Below are 18,533 nucleotides of genomic sequence, written 5' to 3' on the forward strand. Positions count from 1 at the left end.
GGAGGATGAAAGCCGTTGAGACAGAGATTAATTACCGGTATTCTGGCAGGCATATTCTTTTTGGCGATGGTCCTGTGGGGCGGCTTGGCCTACCATTTGCTTATATTGGCGATGGCCCTAATCGGATTTTATGAGTTCGCACGAATGACGCAGGTATCTCCTTTTGGAGGTACAGCAATACTTGGATACGTAAGCATATTAGCTTTTGTATTCCCGTATGAACCTTTTGGCTTGCACTCACCCTTACCCTTTGCCAGTATGCTTTGGCTGGTAATGATAGCTTTTATGATCATCACGGTAGGAACAAAAAATAAAATCCCGATTCAAACGGTAGCTATATTATTTCTTGGTACCGTTTATATAGGGTTTGGATTTTCGTATATTGCGGAATCACGTCATATGGAACATGGACTATTATGGACATTTTTATTATTGGCTTGTATTTGGGCAAGTGATGCAGGGGCATATTTTGTAGGCAAAATGGCAGGAAAGACGAAATTATGGCCTGCGATCAGTCCGAATAAAACGGTCGAAGGCTCCATTGGCGGCATCGTTTTAGCGTTGGTTATAGCTCTTGTATTCGCTGGATTATCGGGTGGACTGCTGCCATGGGGCAAAGCCATCGGCATCGGTTTGTCATGTGCAGTTGTGGGACAACTGGGCGATTTGGTACAATCTGCATACAAACGAGTGTACGGCATTAAAGATTCCGGTAATCTGCTGCCAGGGCACGGTGGTATACTAGACCGTTGCGACAGCTGGATTGTCGTTTTTCCATTTGTACATATGCTGATGCTGCTTCCATGAGTCTATTGATTACAGTTTATGCTCAGGCTAATCTCTATGCTGCTCACTCTGCGCTACTAGAAGGTTGGAACCAGTAGCATAGCTGCCTGAATAATAATCAATGAGCTCCTGGATAAAAGTGATTTTCAGGATAGGAAGGTGCATCATGAAAAGAATTACGGTACTTGGTTCAACCGGTTCTATTGGAACTCAAACGCTGGATGTAGTGTCCATGCACCCGGATCAGTTTACTGTTGAGGCTTTAGCAGGTGGTTCTAATATAAAGTTACTTGCTGAGCAGGCGCATCTTTATAAACCCAAAAAAGTGTCTGTGGGTACTCGGCAGTTGGCGGATGAAATTCGTCCTTTACTGCCTTCTGGAATGAAACTGTATTGGGGAAATGAAGGACTCGTTGAGCTTGCTGCGAACACGGAGGCGGATATGGTTGTGACGGCTGTAATGGGCAGTGTCGGATTGCACTCCACGCTGGCCGCGATTGAGGCTGGAAAACAGATCGGTTTGGCCAATAAGGAGACACTGGTTACTGCTGGTCATCTGGTCACAGCGCGGGCTCGGGCGAAAGGAGTGCCGTTGCTGCCGATTGACAGTGAGCATTCAGCTATTTTCCAATGCTTGAATGGTGAGCGTATGAAAGATGTGGCACATATTACCCTCACAGCATCAGGGGGTTCTTTTCGAGATTTGACAAGAGAACAGTTGCGTGAAGTTACCGTGGAAGATGCACTCAAGCATCCCAATTGGTCAATGGGGGCCAAAATTACGATTGATTCAGCAACGATGGTAAACAAGGGGCTGGAAGTCATTGAGGCGCATTGGCTATTCGGACTTGATTATGAGCACATTCATGTGTTGCTTCATCCGGAAAGCATTATTCATTCCTATGTTGAGTTTCAGGATACAAGCATTGTTGCTCAACTTGGGAATCCGGACATGAGAGTACCCATTCAATATGCATTGACTTACCCTGAGCGTATGAAGTCCCCGGCGAAGCCGTTGTCACTAGCTGAAGTGGGTAAACTCCATTTTAAGGAAATGGATTATAATCGTTTTCCTTGTTTAAGGCTTGCCTTCGAATGTGGTAAAATGGGTGGTACAGCACCGACCGCATTTAATGCGGCTAATGAAATTGCAGTTGCCCGTTTCCTGCGTGGAGAAATTTCTTTTCTGCATATTGAAGCTATTATTGAACGTGTGCTGGAGCGGCATGTCAATGTGGCTAATCCTGATCTTTCTGCAATTGAAGCCTGTGACGAAGAGACTCGTAGCATATCTGCGGGGTTGTAGGCTAATGTTGGGTTAGAAACGAAATGTGATTCTCTTGTGCGGGATCGGAGAATAATGATAATCTAGGAAGACAAACTCGATCTCATTGAAAGGGGAACAGAAACGATTGGAAACGATTCAAATAGTGTTGATGACGGTGCTCATGTTTTTCGTCATAGTGACGGTGCATGAATGGGGGCATTATTATTTTGCCAAACGCGCCGGGATTCTGGTACGGGAGTTTGCGATCGGTTTCGGTCCGAAACTGTTTTCTTATAAAAGAAACGAGACGCGATTTACGTTGCGTTTGTTGCCGTTCGGTGGCTTTGCCCGCATGGCGGGAGAGGATCCGGAGGTCAATGAAATTGAGGCCGGACAAACGATTGCTGTACGCGTAACGGATGACGTCGTTAAAACCATCTATCTAGATCAACTGGATAATCGTAAAAATGTGGTGCGCGGCGAAGTGTTGGATATTGATCTGGAACAGTCATTAACTTTAAAATTGGATGTAGATGGCGAAGATCAGCAATACACTGTACACCCGCAAGCGATGATGGTAACCAAAGGTCAATCCATTCAGATTGCACCCAAGGATCGGCAGTATGGGAGTAAAACAGTAGGACAGCGTGCGATGGCTATTTTTGCTGGACCACTGATGAATTTTATTCTTGCCTTTATTTTGTTTGGTCTGCATATTCAGATGGTCGGCATACAAGTGGACAACCCGACTTATGTCCAAATTAGTGAAATTACAGCAGGTATGCCTGCTGCTGAAGCTGATTTGCATAAGGGAGATATCATCGAATCGGTGAATGGAATAGCCATTGGTGCGAATGTTGAAAACATGATCAAACTGATTGCGGATTCTCAAGACAAGCCGATGAAGTGGACGGTTCGCCGTGATAATAAGACCTTTGATCTTACTATTACACCTCGTGCAATGGAAGGACAAAAGGGTGGCAAGGTGGGCATTGTGCCTGAACTTCCAAAACGCCAAGCAGGTGTGGGTGAAACGTTCAAATTTGCCGGACAATCCATGGTCAGAACGACCGATATTATTTTCCAAGGATTTAGCCAGCTCATTCAACGATTTTCTATCAATGACCTGGGAGGCCCAGTACGTACTTTTGAAGTGACGGGGCAAATTGCCAAGCAGGGGATTGAGCAGTTGACGTATTGGACTGCTATAATGAGTCTTTATCTGGGGATATTTAATTTATTGCCTATTCCGGCGCTGGATGGAAGCAGACTTGTTTTCCTGGGTGTAGAGGCGGTAAGAGGACGTCCTGTTGATCCGAGCAGGGAAGGAATGGTCCATTTCGTTGGTTTTGCTATGATATTCCTGCTTATGATCGTTGTCACGTATAACGATATTTTACGCTTAATTAATGGTTAATTAGAGACGGACTTATATAAAAAAACGGTCTGTATGGGAGGACATGCATTTCTATGTCGAACGATAAACAGTTTGTCGAGGAAATTACGCCACAGAGCGAAGATTTTTCCCGATGGTATATTGATGTTATTAAAAAAGCAGAACTGATGGATTATTCCCCAGTTCGCGGATGTATTGTATTCCGGCCCGATGGTTTTGAAATTTGGGAGCATATCAAGGAAGCCATGGACGTGCGCTTCAGAGAAACAGGCCACCGTAATGCCTATTTTCCAATGTTCATTCCCGAAAGCTTTTTTCAAAAGGAAAAAGAACATGTCGAAGGTTTTAATCCTGAACTGCCTTGGGTAACCGAGGCTGGCGGGGAAAAGCTGGAAGAACGTCTTGCAATTCGTCCGACTTCGGAAACCATGATTGGTCATATGTACTCCAAATGGATTCAATCCTATCGTGATCTGCCTGTGCTTATTAACCAGTGGGCTAACGTAGTGCGTTGGGAAAAACGTACGCTGCCTTTCTTGCGAACAAGTGAATTTTTGTGGCAAGAAGGTCACACGGCCCATGAAACAGAAGAAGAAGCACGTGAAGAAACGATGAAAATGCTAGAAGTATACCGTGAGGTTATTGAGGAAGTTCTGGCTATTCCGGTTATTACTGGACAGAAAACACCTTCTGAAAAGTTTGCAGGTGCGAAGGATACATTTTCACTGGAAGCAATGATGAAGGACGGACGGGCGGTACAAGCTGGAACTTCCCACTATATGGGAACTAATTTTGCAGTTGCATTTGACATTAAATATTTGAGTCGTGAAAACAACTTGGAATTCGCGCATACGACTTCATGGGGAACAAGTACACGTTTGATCGGTGCACTGATTATGGTACATGGAGATGACCGTGGTCTGGCATTGCCTCCTAAAGTTGCGCCTACGCAGGTTATTATGGTTCCAATTGGACCACCTAAGAAGCGTGATGCCGTTATCGCTCGTGCAGATGAACTATTTGCTGAGTTGAAACAAGCGGGAGTGCGTGTTAAAATGGACGACCGTAGCGATGTAAGTCCAGGCTGGAAATTTAATGAATATGAAATGCGCGGTGTGCCGGTTCGTCTGGAAATCGGACCTCGTGATATGGAAAACGGTGTCTGTGTGCTCGTATCCCGCATCAGCGGTGAGAAAAAAATCGTGCAGCAGGATAATCTGGTTGAGGAAGTACACGCGATGCTCGCACAGGTACAGCAGGAGATGTTTGATCGTGCGAAAAATTTCATGGAAGAAAACTTCTATTCCGTCGATACGCTGGATGAAATGAAGACTCTCATGGAAGAAAAACGCGGCTTTACTTTGGCAGGCTGGTGCGGATCTGAAGAATGTGAAGACAAAGTTAAAGAAGTAACAGGTGCTACAAGCCGTAACATACCGTTTAAAACAACCGAGCAAAAGTCCACATGTTTGTGTTGTGGCAAACCTGCCAAGCATACAGTAGTGTTTGCACGGGCGTACTAATATAGATGTAGGGCAATATCACTATACTCACTTCATTCTTTTTGCTGACATGGTAGCTATTACGGGACAATGTACCGAAGGATCTATGTCGTTGTGAGAAGGATTGAAGAGGGCTACGAAAAGCTTTTGCGGTCGGAGATGTTTTTGACGCAGAAGCTTTTCATGTTTTCAGAATGGTAGATTTAAAATTGGGGGGAGAGCCATGGGCGGAGCTGAAGAAAAGAGAAAGCGGCTGGAACTGCTGATGAAGCAAGTTGGGATGCCGGCTGGAGTGGTTGAACCTTATTTTTTGGACGGTTGGATTGATCAAGTGGAGATTAGCCGTACCAATAAGGATTGGAATATCACCATTGCCAAGGAGACACTGGTCCCCGCTCAGGTGTATCGTACGTTCTGTATTCAAGTACAGGAAAAAATGAGTCATATCGCAAAAATTACGTTCCGTTTTCAGTATAGTGAGCAGATTCAGCCTGGTGATATCATCAGTGAATACTGGAAACTTTTTCTAGAATGGGTGCATCGTGAGATCCCATCTGTTAACGGTTGGATGAATCGGGCTGTGCATGAGTGGGAAGACGGTCTATTATTGCTGACGATGAGCGATAGTATGTCATTGGAACTGGCGCGTAAAAAACAGATAGATCAAGCTATCATCAAATTTTACGATAAATATTTCGGCCTCTCTATGCGCATTAAAGTCCAAGTGGGTGAAAGTAACCAGGAGGCATTACAGCAATTCCAAGAAAAGAAGATGCAGGAAGAACGCGAAGTTATTCAGCAGATGATGGAAAGTATGGAATCCGAAATGCCGCCTTTGGATGAAGAAGAAGGAGACGTACGGCTTCAATTTGGTTATGACATCAAAGAACCGGCTGTTCCGATGCAAGATATTCAGGACGAAGAGAAAAAAGTCACCTTACAAGGAACAATCTTCGGTTTGGATAGTAAAGAATTGCGCAATGGCAGTACGTTGTTTACGTATTATTTGACAGACTTTAGTGATTCCCTGCAAATGAAAATGTTTGCTAAAACTAAAGAAGATCTGAAGATCCTCAGTTTGTTGGCTAACGGGAAATGGGTCAAAGTGCGGGGGCGAGTTGAATATGATCGTTTTATGCAAATTCCCGAGCTGGTTATGATTCCTTCCGATCTAGTTGAAGTACAGGCTCCACCCACACGTAAGGATAATGCAGAGGAAAAACGGGTTGAGTTCCATCTCCACACAAAGATGAGCGCAATGGATGCTGTCGCCTCTATTGACCAATACGTCAAAACAGCCGCCAAATGGGGGCACAAGGCGATTGCGGTCACTGATCATGGCGGTGTGCAATGCTATCCCGATGCAGCAAAAGCAGCAAAGAAAAACGGAATTAAAATGATCTACGGTATTGAGGCCAACGTGGTTAATGATGCCGTTGAGGTTGTAATGCAGGCACAACCATTAAATTTGAAAACAGCGACATATGTCGTTTTTGATATTGAAACCACCGGTTTATCGGTTACGCAGAATAAAATCATTGAGATTGCGGCTGTAAAAATGCATGATGGCAAAGAAGTTGATCGTTATGCTACCTTTGTTAATCCGCATGAGCGCATACCATACAATATCCAGCAACTGACCAACATTAACGATGAAATGGTCAAGGACGCGCCGGATGTAGAACCAGTTATGAAGGAGTTTGTAGCTTTTGCTGGCGATGCTGTATTGGTTGCCCATAATGCGCGATTTGATGTCGGGTTTATCCAGGCCACCCTTCGAAATATGGGGTTGCCTGAAATGACCAATCCGGTACTGGATACGCTAGAATTGGCTCGTTTACTGTTTCCAACAATGAAAAACCACCGTCTGAATACGCTGACGACCAAATATAAAGTTGCGCTCGAAAGCCATCACCGAGCCATTGACGATACAGTCGCACTGACTGAAGTGCTAAATGGCTTGCTGAATGATGCGGAACAAATTAAGGGTTTAAAAATGCTCGATCGTCTGAATGATTATGTGGGTAAGGATTTATCGACCGTTCGTCCTTTTCACTGCTGTATTTATGCCCTCAATCCGATTGGTAAAAAAAATCTGTACAAGCTGGTTTCGATGTCTCATACCGAATATTTCAAGCGTGTGCCTTGTATTCCTAAATCCAAATTGTCAGAAATGAGAGATGGATTGCTTATTATTTCTGGTTGCGAAAAAGGAGAGTTCTTTGAGGCTGTGTTAAACAAGTCCGAGGAAGAGGCCGAGGAAATTGCACAGTTTTATGATGTGTTGGAGATTCAACCTTTGACGATGTATATGCATTTAGTAGAAAAACAACTGGTAAGCGGGCCCGATGCTCTGAAAACGGCAATACGCAAAGTATGCGAAATTGGACGGCGACTTGATAAGCCCGTAATTGCCACAGGCAATGTTCACTATTTGGAAACGCGCGATAAGTTGTACCGTGATATTACGATACATGGCATTACGGGATTTAGTCCGCTAAAAGATATTCGTAAGCCTGATGCGCATTTACGCACCACAGACGAAATGCTGGCAGAATTCGAGTTTTTGGGCGAGGAGAAAGCCTATGAAGTCGTTGTGAAGAATACCAGTGAGTTGGCGGATCGATTTGAGGAGCTGGAGTTGTTCCCTGACAAGCTGTTTACACCTTTGCTGGATGGGGCGGACGAGGAAATCCGTAACACTTGCTATGAGACGGCTAAATCTATCTATGGTGAGGAATTGCCCGAGGTGGTTGTAGCTCGCCTTGAAAAAGAACTGGAGCCGATTATTAAATACGGTTTCTCTGCCAACTATCTTATTTCCGAGCGCTTGGTTAAAAAGTCTAATAAGGATGGATATCTGGTAGGTTCACGGGGGTCTGTTGGATCTTCTGTGGTCGCTACCTTCCTCGGTATTTCCGAGGTTAATCCACTGCCTGCACATTATATTTGCGGTAATCCTGAATGCAGACATAGCGAATGGATTTTGGACGGTAGTGTGCCGAGTGGATTTGATTTGCCGGACAAAAATTGTCCGAATTGCGGCGGCAAACTGAAGGGTGAGGGACAGGATATTCCGTTTGAAACGTTTCTTGGGTTTAAGGGAGATAAAGTTCCCGATATTGACTTGAACTTCTCTGGCGAATATCAGCCTGTGGCACATAACTATACGAAAGTACTGTTTGGTGAGAAAAGTGTATTCCGTGCTGGAACCATCGGTACCGTTGCCGAGAAGACAGCCTTTGGCTTTGCCAAGAAATATGAAGAGGCGCATCATAAAAAATGGCGTGGGGCTGAGCTGAATAGGCTGGCTTCGGGCTGTACAGGGGTCAAACGCAGTACCGGGCAACATCCAGGCGGAATTGTCGTTGTTCCCGATTATATTGAGGTCGAGGATATTACGCCGGTACAGTACCCCGCCGATGATACAAGCTCGGAATGGAAAACAACGCATTTTGATTATCACGCTTTTGATGCGAATTTACTCAAACTCGATATTCTGGGTCATGATGATCCGACCATGATGAGGATGCTTCAGGATTTGACTGGTGTCGATCCTACGACCATTCCAATGAATGATCCTAAGGTTATGAGCATGTTCAACTCCACGGAGGCGCTCGGTGTTACACCCCAGCAAATCCGCACGCCTGTAGCAACCTATGGTGTACCAGAGATGGGGACGAAGTTTGTGCGCCAAATGTTAGTAGAGTCGCAGCCAAGTTCTTTTGCCGATTTACTGCAAATATCCGGACTGTCTCACGGCACGGGCGTATGGCTAGGGAACGCACAGGAACTGATTAAGAATAATACTTGTAACATCAAGACTGTAATTGGTTGTCGTGATGACATCATGCTGTTTTTGATTTACAAGGCAGGCATGGACGCAGGTCTGGCCTTTAAAATTACGGAGAGCGTACGTAAAGGTAAGGGGCTTAGTGCTGAATGGATTGAGGAAATGAAAAAATGCAAGGTGCCACAGTGGTATATTGATTCTTGTCTGAAAATCCAGTACATGTTTCCGAAGGCGCATGCTGCAGCGTATGTTATTTCAGCAGTGCGCACAGCGTACTTTAAGCTGTATCATCCGATTGAATATTATGCGACTTACTTTTCAGTACGTGCAGCCGATTTTGATATTGAGCTGTGCTGTCAGGGATATGATGCAATCGCGCGGAAGATTGTCGAAATCGAGCAACTCGGTTTTCAGGCACCTCCCAAAGAAAAAGGGATGCTTCCGATCCTGGAAATGGCTCTGGAAATGACGGCTCGCGGGTTTAGTTTTAAATCCATTGATTTGTACCGTTCCGAAGCTACACGCTTCAAGGTGGATGGAGATTCACTCATTCCGCCATTCGGAGCTCTTCAGGGAATTGGAGACAACGCGGCACGTAACATCGCAGCCTCCCGTGAACATGGTGAATTTTTGTCTGTCGAGGATTTTCAACAAAAATCGAAGGCTAGTAAAACCATTGTCGAAATGCTGTCTCAGATGGGTTGCTTTCGAGGTCTTCCAGAGAGTAATCAGCTGTCTCTGTTTTAATCCGAACCACAGTAGTCAAGCTCTGGCACTTGTCACATAACTACGGTTATGTTATAATTTTTTTGGTAATCATGGAGATAAAACCGTTGCTAAAAGAGTGGGGAAACCCACTCTTTACTGTTTGATATACAGTTACAACGTGAAAAGGTTGTTTTTGGGCACGAAACCGGTACGCCGGTTTATTTGCAGTGAGCCCGAAATGAACATTACATCAAATGAAAATGAAAATGCCGGTGATGGAGAAGCATTGTCCATGCAATAGGGCATCTTTTTTTCAACACAGGAAAGTTCACTTTTGGAGGTTATAATCTTTGAGCACACCAAAGATCAAATCAGTAGTAGAAGAAATGGCCCAACCTTACCTCGAAGAGCATGGTTTTGAACTGGTCGATGTCGAGTATGTCAAAGAGGGCAGTAATTGGTTTCTTCGCGTTTTTGTAGACAAAGACGGAGGAATTGATCTGGACGACTGCAGTATGATCAGTGAATATTTGGGTCAAAAGTTGGATGAAAATGACCCTGTTTCTACAGCATATTTTCTGGAAGTGTCTTCACCAGGCGCCGAAAGACCGCTAAAAAAAGCGGAGGACGTTACTAAAGCGGTAGGCAAAAACGTATTCGTTACTACATACGAGCCGATCAACGGCCTGAAGGAATTTGAAGGTCGTTTGCTTTCTTTTGAAGATGGGGAACTCACCGTTCAAAGCGGACAAAAGAAGCATGCTATACCTTATGACAAGGTAGCTGGTGCAAGGCTCGCGATCATATTTTAATTCAGATTTGACTGTTGCTGTTTGACATGTACTACATGTTTTTTTGCCTCGTGTGCCGACCAGTACGCAGGTGCATCATTTGAAAGGGGGAGCAGTAATCCATGAGTATGGATTTTATTGAAGCAATGAACGAGTTGGAAAGAGAAAAGGGGATCAGCAAGGATGTGCTGTTTGAGGCCATTGAAGCAGCCTTGATTTCTAGTTACAAACGGAATTTCAACACCGCACAAAACGTGCGTGTTGATATGAACCGCAACTCGGGAGTCATTAAGGTATATGCCCGCAAGCTGATCGTTGAGGAGGTATTGGATCCTCGCACCGAGATTTCATTGCCTGCGGCTCGTGAGATTAACCCGCATTTTCAGTTGGAAGATATCGCTGAAATTGAAGTTACACCACGTGATTTTGGACGGATTGCTGCACAAACTGCGAAGCAGGTCGTGACCCAGCGTATCCGCGAAGCGGAACGGGGACTGATCTACAACAAGTTTGTGGACAAGGAAGAAGATATTGTAACAGGAACTGTACAGCGCCAAGACCCACGTAACATTTATATTGATCTTGGTAAGGTGGAAGCGGTTCTCCCGTTAGGCGAATTGATGCCTAATGAGAAATTTAGCCATCTGGATCGAATTAAGGCTTATATTACCAAAGTAGAAAACACAACCAAAGGACCGCAAATTATGCTGTCCCGATCACATCCGGGTCTGCTTAAGCGTTTGTTCGAACTCGAAGTGCCTGAAATTTTTGATGGTGTTGTAGAGATTCGTTCCGTAGCGCGTGAAGCAGGCTTCCGTTCTAAAATCGCGGTTCATTCCCGTAACGCCGAGGTGGATCCGGTCGGCTCTTGTGTGGGTCCTAGAGGAACACGTGTACAGACTATTGTGAACGAGCTGCGTGGCGAAAAAATCGACATTGTGCGTTATTCCGATAATGTTGATGAATACGTGGCTAATGCGCTGAGTCCATCCAAGGTGCTCGAAGTGCAGGTGTTTGAAGAAGAGAAAATGGCGCGTGTTATTGTGCCTGATTATCAGCTTTCTCTTGCTATTGGTATCAAAGGACAAAATGCTCGCCTTGCTGCTAAGCTTACGGGTTGGAAAATTGATATTAAGAGTGAAACACAGGCGGAGGAAGAACTCGGCAGACCGAGAACATCCACCGATGAAATGCATCAGGATTCCGTTTCTGTAGATTAAGCGGAGTGTAGGGGGGTTAATGCATGAAACAGAGAAAGATACCTTTGCGCAAATGTGTGGCCTGTCATGAAATGATGCCAAAGAAGCAGTTGATCCGTGTCGTCAAAACCCCTGAAGACGAAGTGTTGATTGACTTGACTGGCAAAAAGTCGGGACGCGGCGCTTACTTGTGCGGCAAAGCCGCCTGCTTCAAGCTGGCTCAAAAGAGCAAGGCACTGGATCGAGCATTGAAGCACTCGGTTCATCCTGATATTTATGAGCAGCTAAGTCGTGATTTTGCTGCCGTCGAGGAAGAATTCCTGGCGGCACAAGGCAGCGTGCAGGATGAATAAGGCGCTGTCTGGATTGGGTCTTGCCATGAGAGCTGGCAAGCTGCTAACAGGTGATGAGATCGTTTATAAAGCGATCAGGTCTTCAGAAGCCAAGCTGGTCATTCTTGCGAAAGATGCTTCAATGAATACTCAAAAGAAATTCCGCGACAAATGCGGGACGTACAAAATCCCCTTAATGATAGGATTTGACCGGGAAAGCTTGGGAAGCAGTATCGGCAAGCCTGAACGGGTTGTGCTGGCTGTGACGGATCAAGGATTCGCGAAATTGATCAAGAAACATACGGGGATAATGTCGGAGGTGGAGTATATTGAGTAAACAAGAAAACAAAGACAAAGTGCGGGTATACGAATACGCCAAATCGTTGAACATGAGCAGCAAAGAAATTATCACCATTCTTAAACGGCTGGATATTCCCGTGAACAACCATATGAGCGTCATGGAACATGATGCCGTAGGTAAAGTGGAAAGTTTTTTTAAGAATATTAAATCCAATGCTGCGGCCAAGCAAGGCGAAGCAGGTACGGTGCAAGTAAGCTCGAATCAGGCCGGTTCAAGCCAGAATAGTAATCATTCAACTGAGCAAACCAAAAATCAACAGGAAAAGCAGGTAAGTATGAATAGGACAAACAACAACCAAAACAGTAACCGAAGCAGCGCTCCAAAAGCGCAAAGCAGTCAGCAGGGCGGTCAAAACCGCAGTCAACAAAGTACTAGCAGACCCACTGGTCAGCAAAGTACACAAAACCGCAGTAATGGTCAACAACAGGGAGGACAACAGCGTCCCGGCGGTAACACAGGTTCGCGTCCTCAAGGTAGCCAAAGCACTAACTCACGCCCTCAGGGAAGTAGTCAGGGTGGTACGGCTGTAAGAACATCATCCTCCACAGGTAGCAACAATGCGAACCGTAGTGGTGGCAACCGTACAGGCAGTAACTCCAACAACGGTGGTAACCGTTCCGGTCAAGGACGTTTTGATGATAACCGTCAAGGCGGCGGACGCGGTGGTAACGGTGGTCGTGGAGGCAATAATCGCGGTGGTAGCAATCGTGGCGGGAAATTTAACAATCGTGGTAAAGGTCAACAACAGGAACGTCGCGAGAAAATCGACAACACGCCAAAGAAAATTATTGTTCGTGGTGAGATGACCGTAGGCGAAACTGCCAAGCTTCTTCACAAGGATGCGTCAGAAGTCATCAAAAAGCTGATTATGCTCGGAACGATGGCGACCATTAACCAGGAACTGGATATGGATACTATCCTCTTGCTTGCCGGAGACTTTGGTGTCGAGGTAGAAGTGAAAATTCCGGTCGAAGAAGATCGTTTTGAAACGGTGGAAGAAAATGATGATCCTGCGGATCTGAAAACACGTCCACCCGTTGTAACGATTATGGGTCACGTCGATCATGGTAAAACAACTTTGCTGGATGCCATTCGCTCGACTAATGTAACTGGTGGCGAAGCTGGCGGTATTACACAGCATATTGGTGCATACCAAGTTGAAATTAACAGCAAAAAAATCACTTTCCTGGATACACCGGGTCACGAAGCCTTTACTGCTATGCGTGCACGTGGTGCTCAAGTGACAGATATGACGATTATCGTGGTTGCAGCTGATGACGGTGTTATGCCTCAGACGGTCGAAGCTATTAACCATGCGAAGGCGGCAGGTCTGCCAATTATCGTAGCTGTGAACAAGATCGACAAACCAGATGCCAACCCGGATAAAGTGAAGCAAGAACTCACTGAATATGAATTGGTACCTGAAGAGTGGGGCGGCGATACGATTTTCGTCAACGTTTCCGCGAAACAAAGAATGGGTCTGGAAGACCTGCTCGAAATGATTCTGCTCGTAGCTGAAGTGAATGAGTACAAAGCGAATCCGAACAAACGGGCACGTGGTACCATCATTGAGGCAGAACTGGATAAAGGCCGCGGTTCTGTGGCTCGTATCCTCGTTCAGAATGGTACACTGAAAGTTGGCGATGCTTTCGTAGCGGGTAACTGCTTCGGACGTGTGCGTGCCATGGTCAACGATAAAGGTCGTCGTCTTAAGGAAGCAGGTCCTTCCACTCCAGTTGAAATTACTGGTTTGACAGAAGTTCCACTTGCTGGCGATCCATTCATGGTGTTTGAGGATGAGCGGAAAGCACGCGCTATTGCTGACAGACGTGCGATCACACAACGCCAATCTGATCTGGGCAGTAATACACGCGTAACACTGGATGACCTGTTCCAACACATCAAGGATGGCGAAATGAAGGATCTGAACGTCATTATTAAAGGTGACGTGCAAGGTTCCGTCGAAGCGTTGAAAGGTTCCTTGAACAAGATTGAAGTCGAAGGTGTGCGCGTTAAAATTCTTCACAGTGGTGCAGGAGCAATCACCGAATCCGATATTATTTTGGCCGCAGCTTCCAATGCTATTGTCATTGGTTTTAATGTTCGTCCGGATAACCAGGCGAAATCTACAGCGGAAGCTGAAAAAGTGGACATTCGTCTACACCGTGTCATTTACAATGTCATTGAAGAAATAGAGCAAGCCATGAAGGGCATGCTGGATCCTGAATATAAAGAAAATGTGATTGGGCATGCTGAAGTACGTAACGTGTTCAAAGTTACTAAAGTCGGTACGATCGCTGGTTGTATGGTGACATCCGGTAAAATTACCCGTTCAGCAGAAGCACGCCTGATTCGTGATGGCATCGTCATTTTTGAAGGTAAAATCGACTCACTGAAACGCTTTAAGGACGACGCAAAAGAAGTTGCCCAAGGTTACGAATGCGGTATTACCCTTGATGGCTATAATGATGTTAAGGAACTCGACATTATTGAAGCGTTCGTCATGGAAACAGTGGAGCGCTAACGGCAGAGAGGTGAGCATCCATGGCTAAAATACGTACAGGTCGGGTTGGCGAGCAGATCAAGAAGGAGCTAAGCCAACTCATCCAAACTGAATTAAAAGACCCCCGCATCGGTTTTATCACGGTAACGGGTGTCGATCTTACAAATGATTTGTCCCAAGCGAAAATATACTTGAGCGTGCTCGGGGATGAAGAACAAAAAAATTCTTCCCTGAAAGCATTGGACAAAGCGAACGGTTATCTTCGTTCTGAACTCGGCAAGCGGATACGGCTGCGCCATATTCCTGAGTTGATTTTCAAAATTGACGAATCTATTGCTTACGGCAGTCGAATTGAAAAACTGCTGAGTGATATCGACAAGGATGAAAAATAAAACTTTTAGTTTGTCTGAAGGAACCATGAACTGAATGTAAAGGAGAAGGCAATGCATACCTATGAACAGGCGCTTCAACAAGCGAAGGAATTTATTCTGGAGCATGATGATTACCTGATCGTATCGCATGTACAGCCGGACGGAGACGCAGTCAGCTCCACCGTAACGGTGGGCTGGCTTCTCTCATGTCTGGGGAAGAAATTTACCATGCTGAATGAGGGACCTATTCCCAAGCGCATGGATTTTTTATGGCATGCCGATGAGATTATGGATATGAGCCAGCAACCGCCAGAACGGAAATACAATCGGATCATTTGTGTAGATTGTGCGGATTACCGTCGTGTTGGTTTGACAGAGCAGTTTTTTACGGAAGATGCCATTATCCTGAATATTGATCATCATCCAACAAATGATGCTTATGGTACAGTTAATGTGATTAAGTCGGATGCTGCGGCAACAGCGGAAATTCTTTTTGATCTACTGGAAGAGTTTGCAGTAACCTGGGACGTCGAAGTAGCAACGGCTTTATATACAGGGTTGCTAACGGATACAGGAGGTTTCCGTTATTCCAACACTTCACCGAAAGTGATGTCTGCTGTGTCACAGTTACTTGCTTACGGTGTAGATGGTCCCTCTTTATCTGAGAAATTGCTCGAGGAAATGACCTTTCCACAAATGAAGGTGCTGACAAAAGCATTGCAAACGCTCACGATGTCCGAGGATGGAAAAGTCGCTTGGGTCGTTGTATCACCTGACGATATGACAGAATGTGGCGCTGTAAATGAGGACTTGGAAGGCATCGTGAATTACCCAAGAAATATTCGTGGTGTTGAGGTAGGCATTTTCTTTAAGGTTATTAATGATCAAGCGGTCAAGGCCAGCTTGAGATCGGCAGGGAATGTAGATGTAGCCGCGCTGGCTCAATCATTTGGAGGCGGTGGACATGTACGTGCGGCTGGCTGTCGGCTAGAGGGTAAACTGGAAGATATCATTAAGACAGTTGTAGGGCGGGTGAAGTCTGAGCTATGAACCCGATAAAGAAGAAACAAGCAGCTTGGGAAGGCGTCCTACCAGTCTATAAACCTGCTGGATTTACCTCTCATGATGTGGTGGCCAAGGCTCGCCGTTTATTAGGTATGAAGCGAATCGGACACACTGGAACGCTTGATCCGCAAGTAACCGGTGTTTTGCCCTTGTGTCTGGGACGTGCCACCCGCGTGGTGGAATACATGCAAGAGCGGCCCAAGGAATATCTGGCTACACTGCGATTAGGCATTGCCACGGATACCGAGGACCTGACTGGGGAAATTACGGAAGAAAGTGAACGTCCAGTAGAGGTGACGGAAGTGGAAGTCAAAGCGGTTCTGAAGCGTTTTGTTGGTACGATCTCCCAAGTGCCTCCAATGTACTCCGCGCTAAAAGTGGACGGCAAACGCCTATACGAACTGGCTCGAGAAGGCAAAACTGTTGAGCGCCAAAGCCGTGAAGTAAGCATTTATGAGTTGGAGATGACGGGATTCGCGGAGACGGAGGCGTATGTGGATATTTCTTTTCGTGCCTTATGCTCCAAAGGTACTTATATCCGTACACTATGTGTTGATATTGGCCGTGAATTAGGATATCCTTCAACGATGGTCAAGCTGGAGCGAACCATGTCTGCGGGAATTCCTGCGGAACGTTGTCTGACTTTCGAAGAGATAGAGCGTTTCGTAGCGGATGGCAGTCTTGGAGAGCGACTTATTACAACGGATCAGGCGATTGACTATATGCCTGAGCATATAGTGGCTGAAGCCAAGGTAACTGCGGCTCTGCAAGGCCAGCGCCTGTCGCTGAATATGATTTCACCACCTGTGACGGACAACCAGCCTTTCCGTTTGTATAAAGAGGATAAAACGTTTTTAGGCATATTTGGTCGGGATGAATCAGACGCGATTGCTCCCATTAAAGTTTTTTTAAGATTATAGAATTTATAGATTTTCAGGGGAGCTGAACAATTCTATAATTGCAAGAAAAACTTCCGCTAGGCGTGATCTGGCTTCCGTGAATTACGTCGATAGACGTTTTTCTTACCTTGAATTGTGATATAATTTTGACGAAGTTAGTCAAATGATGTGAAATGCAGGTGAATTAATAATGATTACCGTATCGTTATCTTATCCATTGAGTGATGAGCTTTTGCAGCAATGGGGACGTCCACAGGTCACGGCGATCGGTCAGTTTGATGGTCTTCATCTTGGACACGCAAGCGTGATACGCGAGGCCGTTGCGCTGGCTCGTGAACAGCAAATGCCGGTATCTGTCATGACATTTCACCCTCATCCGAAGGAAGTCATGAAAAAAGGCGATTATGAAGGTTATTTAACACCGCTTGCGGACAAGCAGACTATTCTGGCTGATATGGGTGTGGATGTACTTTATATTTTGAGTTTTAATGAAGAATTTTCCAAGGTCAGCCCTGAGGCGTTTATGAGCGACGTGCTGCTTCCATTGCAAATTCGAACAGCGGTAGTAGGCTTTGATTTTCGGTTTGGCCACCGGGGAGCAGGGCATGAGAATACACTTCGGACGCTGGGAGGAAAGCTGATGTCTGTGCACACCGTACCACCGTTCGAACTGGATGGGGACAAGGTGAGCAGCTCTGGAATTCGCCGTGCTTTACAGACTGGGGATCTAGCGCATGCCTCTCGCTGGTTGGGACGTCCTTATCGTATCCAGGGTACTGTAATGGATGGGGAGAAGCGTGGACGTACGATCGGTTTTCCGACCGCTAATCTCAAACTGAGAGATACTTACGCGATTCCGATCAAGGGTGTATACGCTGTACGAGCACTAGTAGGTGATCGTTGGATAAACGGTGTAATGAATGTAGGGGTTAAGCCTACTTTCCATGAAGGTGTGCTGAATCCGTCGTTTGAGGTACATCTATTTGATTTTAATCAGCAAATTTATGGAGAGTCTGTACTTGTGGAGCTTCACCACTACATCCGTCCTGAACGCAAATTCTCTTCGGTGGATGAGCTGATCAACCAAATTGGCAATGACGCACAAACGGCTAAAAAGCTGTTAGGCTAATTTATTTACATAAGACAGGCGCTGTGTTATACTGACTTATGTTGTGTAAACAACGATGAACCTTAGCTTGGTTGTCCGCTTTCACCGGCGGCTACGAGGCTAATGGCGATTATAATGAAGGAGGTGAACAGGATGGCATTGACTCAAGAACGTAAACAGCAATTGATCGAGGAGTACAAAACTCATGAATCCGATACAGGATCACCAGAGGTACAAATCGCTATCCTTACTGAAAACATCGTCAACTTGCAAAGTCACTTTCGTTCGCACAAGAAAGACCATCACTCCCGCCGCGGGTTGTTGAAAATGGTCGGTCAGCGTCGTAAACTTTTGGCTTACCTGAAGAAGACTGATGTTAAACGTTACAGTGCGTTGATCGAGCGTCTCGGACTGCGTCGTTAATTTTCAGACATGTAATGAGAAAAGAAGCC

Annotated in this window: 15 protein-coding genes; all 15 read left to right on the plus strand. The window is 45.6% G+C overall.

The features are described 5' to 3' along the window. The first annotated feature begins 15 nt into the window (after positions 1-15). Positions 16-807, plus strand: a complete 792-nt coding sequence (locus tag MKY16_RS10145) for a phosphatidate cytidylyltransferase (protein WP_029517015.1) — start codon at positions 16-18, stop codon at positions 805-807. Positions 808-952: 145 nt separating this feature from the next. After that, positions 953-2,092, plus strand: coding sequence for a 1-deoxy-D-xylulose-5-phosphate reductoisomerase (locus tag MKY16_RS10150; protein ID WP_069011405.1), 1,140 nt, complete (start codon positions 953-955; stop codon positions 2,090-2,092). Positions 2,093-2,198: 106 nt separating this feature from the next. Beyond that, complete coding sequence (gene rseP / locus MKY16_RS10155; RefSeq protein WP_340955214.1) at positions 2,199-3,470, plus strand: RIP metalloprotease RseP; 1,272 nt, start codon at positions 2,199-2,201, stop codon at positions 3,468-3,470. A gap of 53 nt (positions 3,471-3,523) precedes the next feature. Continuing rightward, a complete protein-coding gene (gene proS, locus MKY16_RS10160; protein ID WP_103047860.1) occupies positions 3,524-4,972 on the plus strand; it encodes a proline--tRNA ligase in 1,449 nt (482 codons plus the stop codon). Positions 4,973-5,174: 202 nt separating this feature from the next. After that, complete coding sequence (locus MKY16_RS10165) at positions 5,175-9,491, plus strand: PolC-type DNA polymerase III (protein ID WP_340955219.1); 4,317 nt, start codon at positions 5,175-5,177, stop codon at positions 9,489-9,491. A 311-nt stretch (positions 9,492-9,802) separates the two neighbouring features. Next, positions 9,803-10,264: a ribosome maturation factor RimP gene (gene rimP / locus MKY16_RS10170; RefSeq protein WP_029517020.1), complete on the plus strand. Its 462-nt coding sequence runs from the start codon at positions 9,803-9,805 to the stop codon at positions 10,262-10,264. 101 nt (positions 10,265-10,365) lie between these two features. Further along, the gene (nusA, locus tag MKY16_RS10175) at positions 10,366-11,463 is read left to right on the plus strand and encodes a transcription termination factor NusA (RefSeq protein ID WP_013309927.1); all 1,098 of its coding nucleotides are present in this window, start codon (positions 10,366-10,368) and stop codon (positions 11,461-11,463) included. 23 nt (positions 11,464-11,486) lie between these two features. Beyond that, the gene (gene rnpM, locus MKY16_RS10180; protein WP_007430067.1) at positions 11,487-11,795 is read left to right on the plus strand and encodes an RNase P modulator RnpM; all 309 of its coding nucleotides are present in this window, start codon (positions 11,487-11,489) and stop codon (positions 11,793-11,795) included. Next, positions 11,788-12,111, plus strand: coding sequence for a L7Ae/L30e/S12e/Gadd45 family ribosomal protein (locus MKY16_RS10185; RefSeq protein WP_029517021.1), 324 nt, complete (start codon positions 11,788-11,790; stop codon positions 12,109-12,111). The genes rnpM and MKY16_RS10185 overlap by 8 nt, the downstream gene beginning before the upstream one ends. Continuing rightward, positions 12,104-14,659: a translation initiation factor IF-2 gene (gene infB / locus MKY16_RS10190; protein WP_029517022.1), complete on the plus strand. Its 2,556-nt coding sequence runs from the start codon at positions 12,104-12,106 to the stop codon at positions 14,657-14,659. The genes MKY16_RS10185 and infB overlap by 8 nt, the downstream gene beginning before the upstream one ends. A 20-nt stretch (positions 14,660-14,679) precedes the next feature. After that, complete coding sequence (gene rbfA / locus MKY16_RS10195; protein ID WP_010346342.1) at positions 14,680-15,030, plus strand: 30S ribosome-binding factor RbfA; 351 nt, start codon at positions 14,680-14,682, stop codon at positions 15,028-15,030. 51 nt (positions 15,031-15,081) lie between these two features. Then, positions 15,082-16,059: a DHH family phosphoesterase gene (locus MKY16_RS10200; RefSeq protein WP_069011407.1), complete on the plus strand. Its 978-nt coding sequence runs from the start codon at positions 15,082-15,084 to the stop codon at positions 16,057-16,059. After that, the gene (truB, locus tag MKY16_RS10205; protein WP_318626653.1) at positions 16,056-16,994 is read left to right on the plus strand and encodes a tRNA pseudouridine(55) synthase TruB; all 939 of its coding nucleotides are present in this window, start codon (positions 16,056-16,058) and stop codon (positions 16,992-16,994) included. The genes MKY16_RS10200 and truB overlap by 4 nt, the downstream gene beginning before the upstream one ends. Positions 16,995-17,163: 169 nt before the next feature. Continuing rightward, positions 17,164-18,102: a bifunctional riboflavin kinase/FAD synthetase gene (locus MKY16_RS10210; RefSeq protein ID WP_340955222.1), complete on the plus strand. Its 939-nt coding sequence runs from the start codon at positions 17,164-17,166 to the stop codon at positions 18,100-18,102. Between the two features lie 132 nt (positions 18,103-18,234). Beyond that, positions 18,235-18,504 carry a 30S ribosomal protein S15 gene (rpsO, locus tag MKY16_RS10215; RefSeq protein WP_007430074.1) on the plus strand — a complete coding sequence of 90 codons (270 nt, stop codon included), beginning with the start codon at positions 18,235-18,237 and terminating at the stop codon, positions 18,502-18,504. The last annotated feature ends 29 nt before the right edge of the window (positions 18,505-18,533 follow it).

It is taken from the genome of Paenibacillus sp. FSL L8-0641 (genome assembly GCF_038006265.1).
Lineage (GTDB): Bacteria > Bacillota > Bacilli > Paenibacillales > Paenibacillaceae > Paenibacillus > Paenibacillus polymyxa_D.

Coding starts and splice junctions, on each gene's coding strand:
- truB (WP_318626653.1), top strand. CDS start 16,056: ATGAACCCGATAAAGAAGAAACAAGCAGCTTGGGAAGGCGTCCTACCA.
- MKY16_RS10150 (WP_069011405.1), top strand. CDS start 953: ATGAAAAGAATTACGGTACTTGGTTCAACCGGTTCTATTGGAACTCAA.
- rpsO (WP_007430074.1), top strand. CDS start 18,235: ATGGCATTGACTCAAGAACGTAAACAGCAATTGATCGAGGAGTACAAA.
- proS (WP_103047860.1), top strand. CDS start 3,524: ATGTCGAACGATAAACAGTTTGTCGAGGAAATTACGCCACAGAGCGAA.
- MKY16_RS10210 (WP_340955222.1), top strand. CDS start 17,164: ATGATTACCGTATCGTTATCTTATCCATTGAGTGATGAGCTTTTGCAG.
- MKY16_RS10165 (WP_340955219.1), top strand. CDS start 5,175: ATGGGCGGAGCTGAAGAAAAGAGAAAGCGGCTGGAACTGCTGATGAAG.
- MKY16_RS10200 (WP_069011407.1), top strand. CDS start 15,082: ATGCATACCTATGAACAGGCGCTTCAACAAGCGAAGGAATTTATTCTG.
- rbfA (WP_010346342.1), top strand. CDS start 14,680: ATGGCTAAAATACGTACAGGTCGGGTTGGCGAGCAGATCAAGAAGGAG.
- rnpM (WP_007430067.1), top strand. CDS start 11,487: ATGAAACAGAGAAAGATACCTTTGCGCAAATGTGTGGCCTGTCATGAA.
- nusA (WP_013309927.1), top strand. CDS start 10,366: ATGAGTATGGATTTTATTGAAGCAATGAACGAGTTGGAAAGAGAAAAG.
- MKY16_RS10185 (WP_029517021.1), top strand. CDS start 11,788: ATGAATAAGGCGCTGTCTGGATTGGGTCTTGCCATGAGAGCTGGCAAG.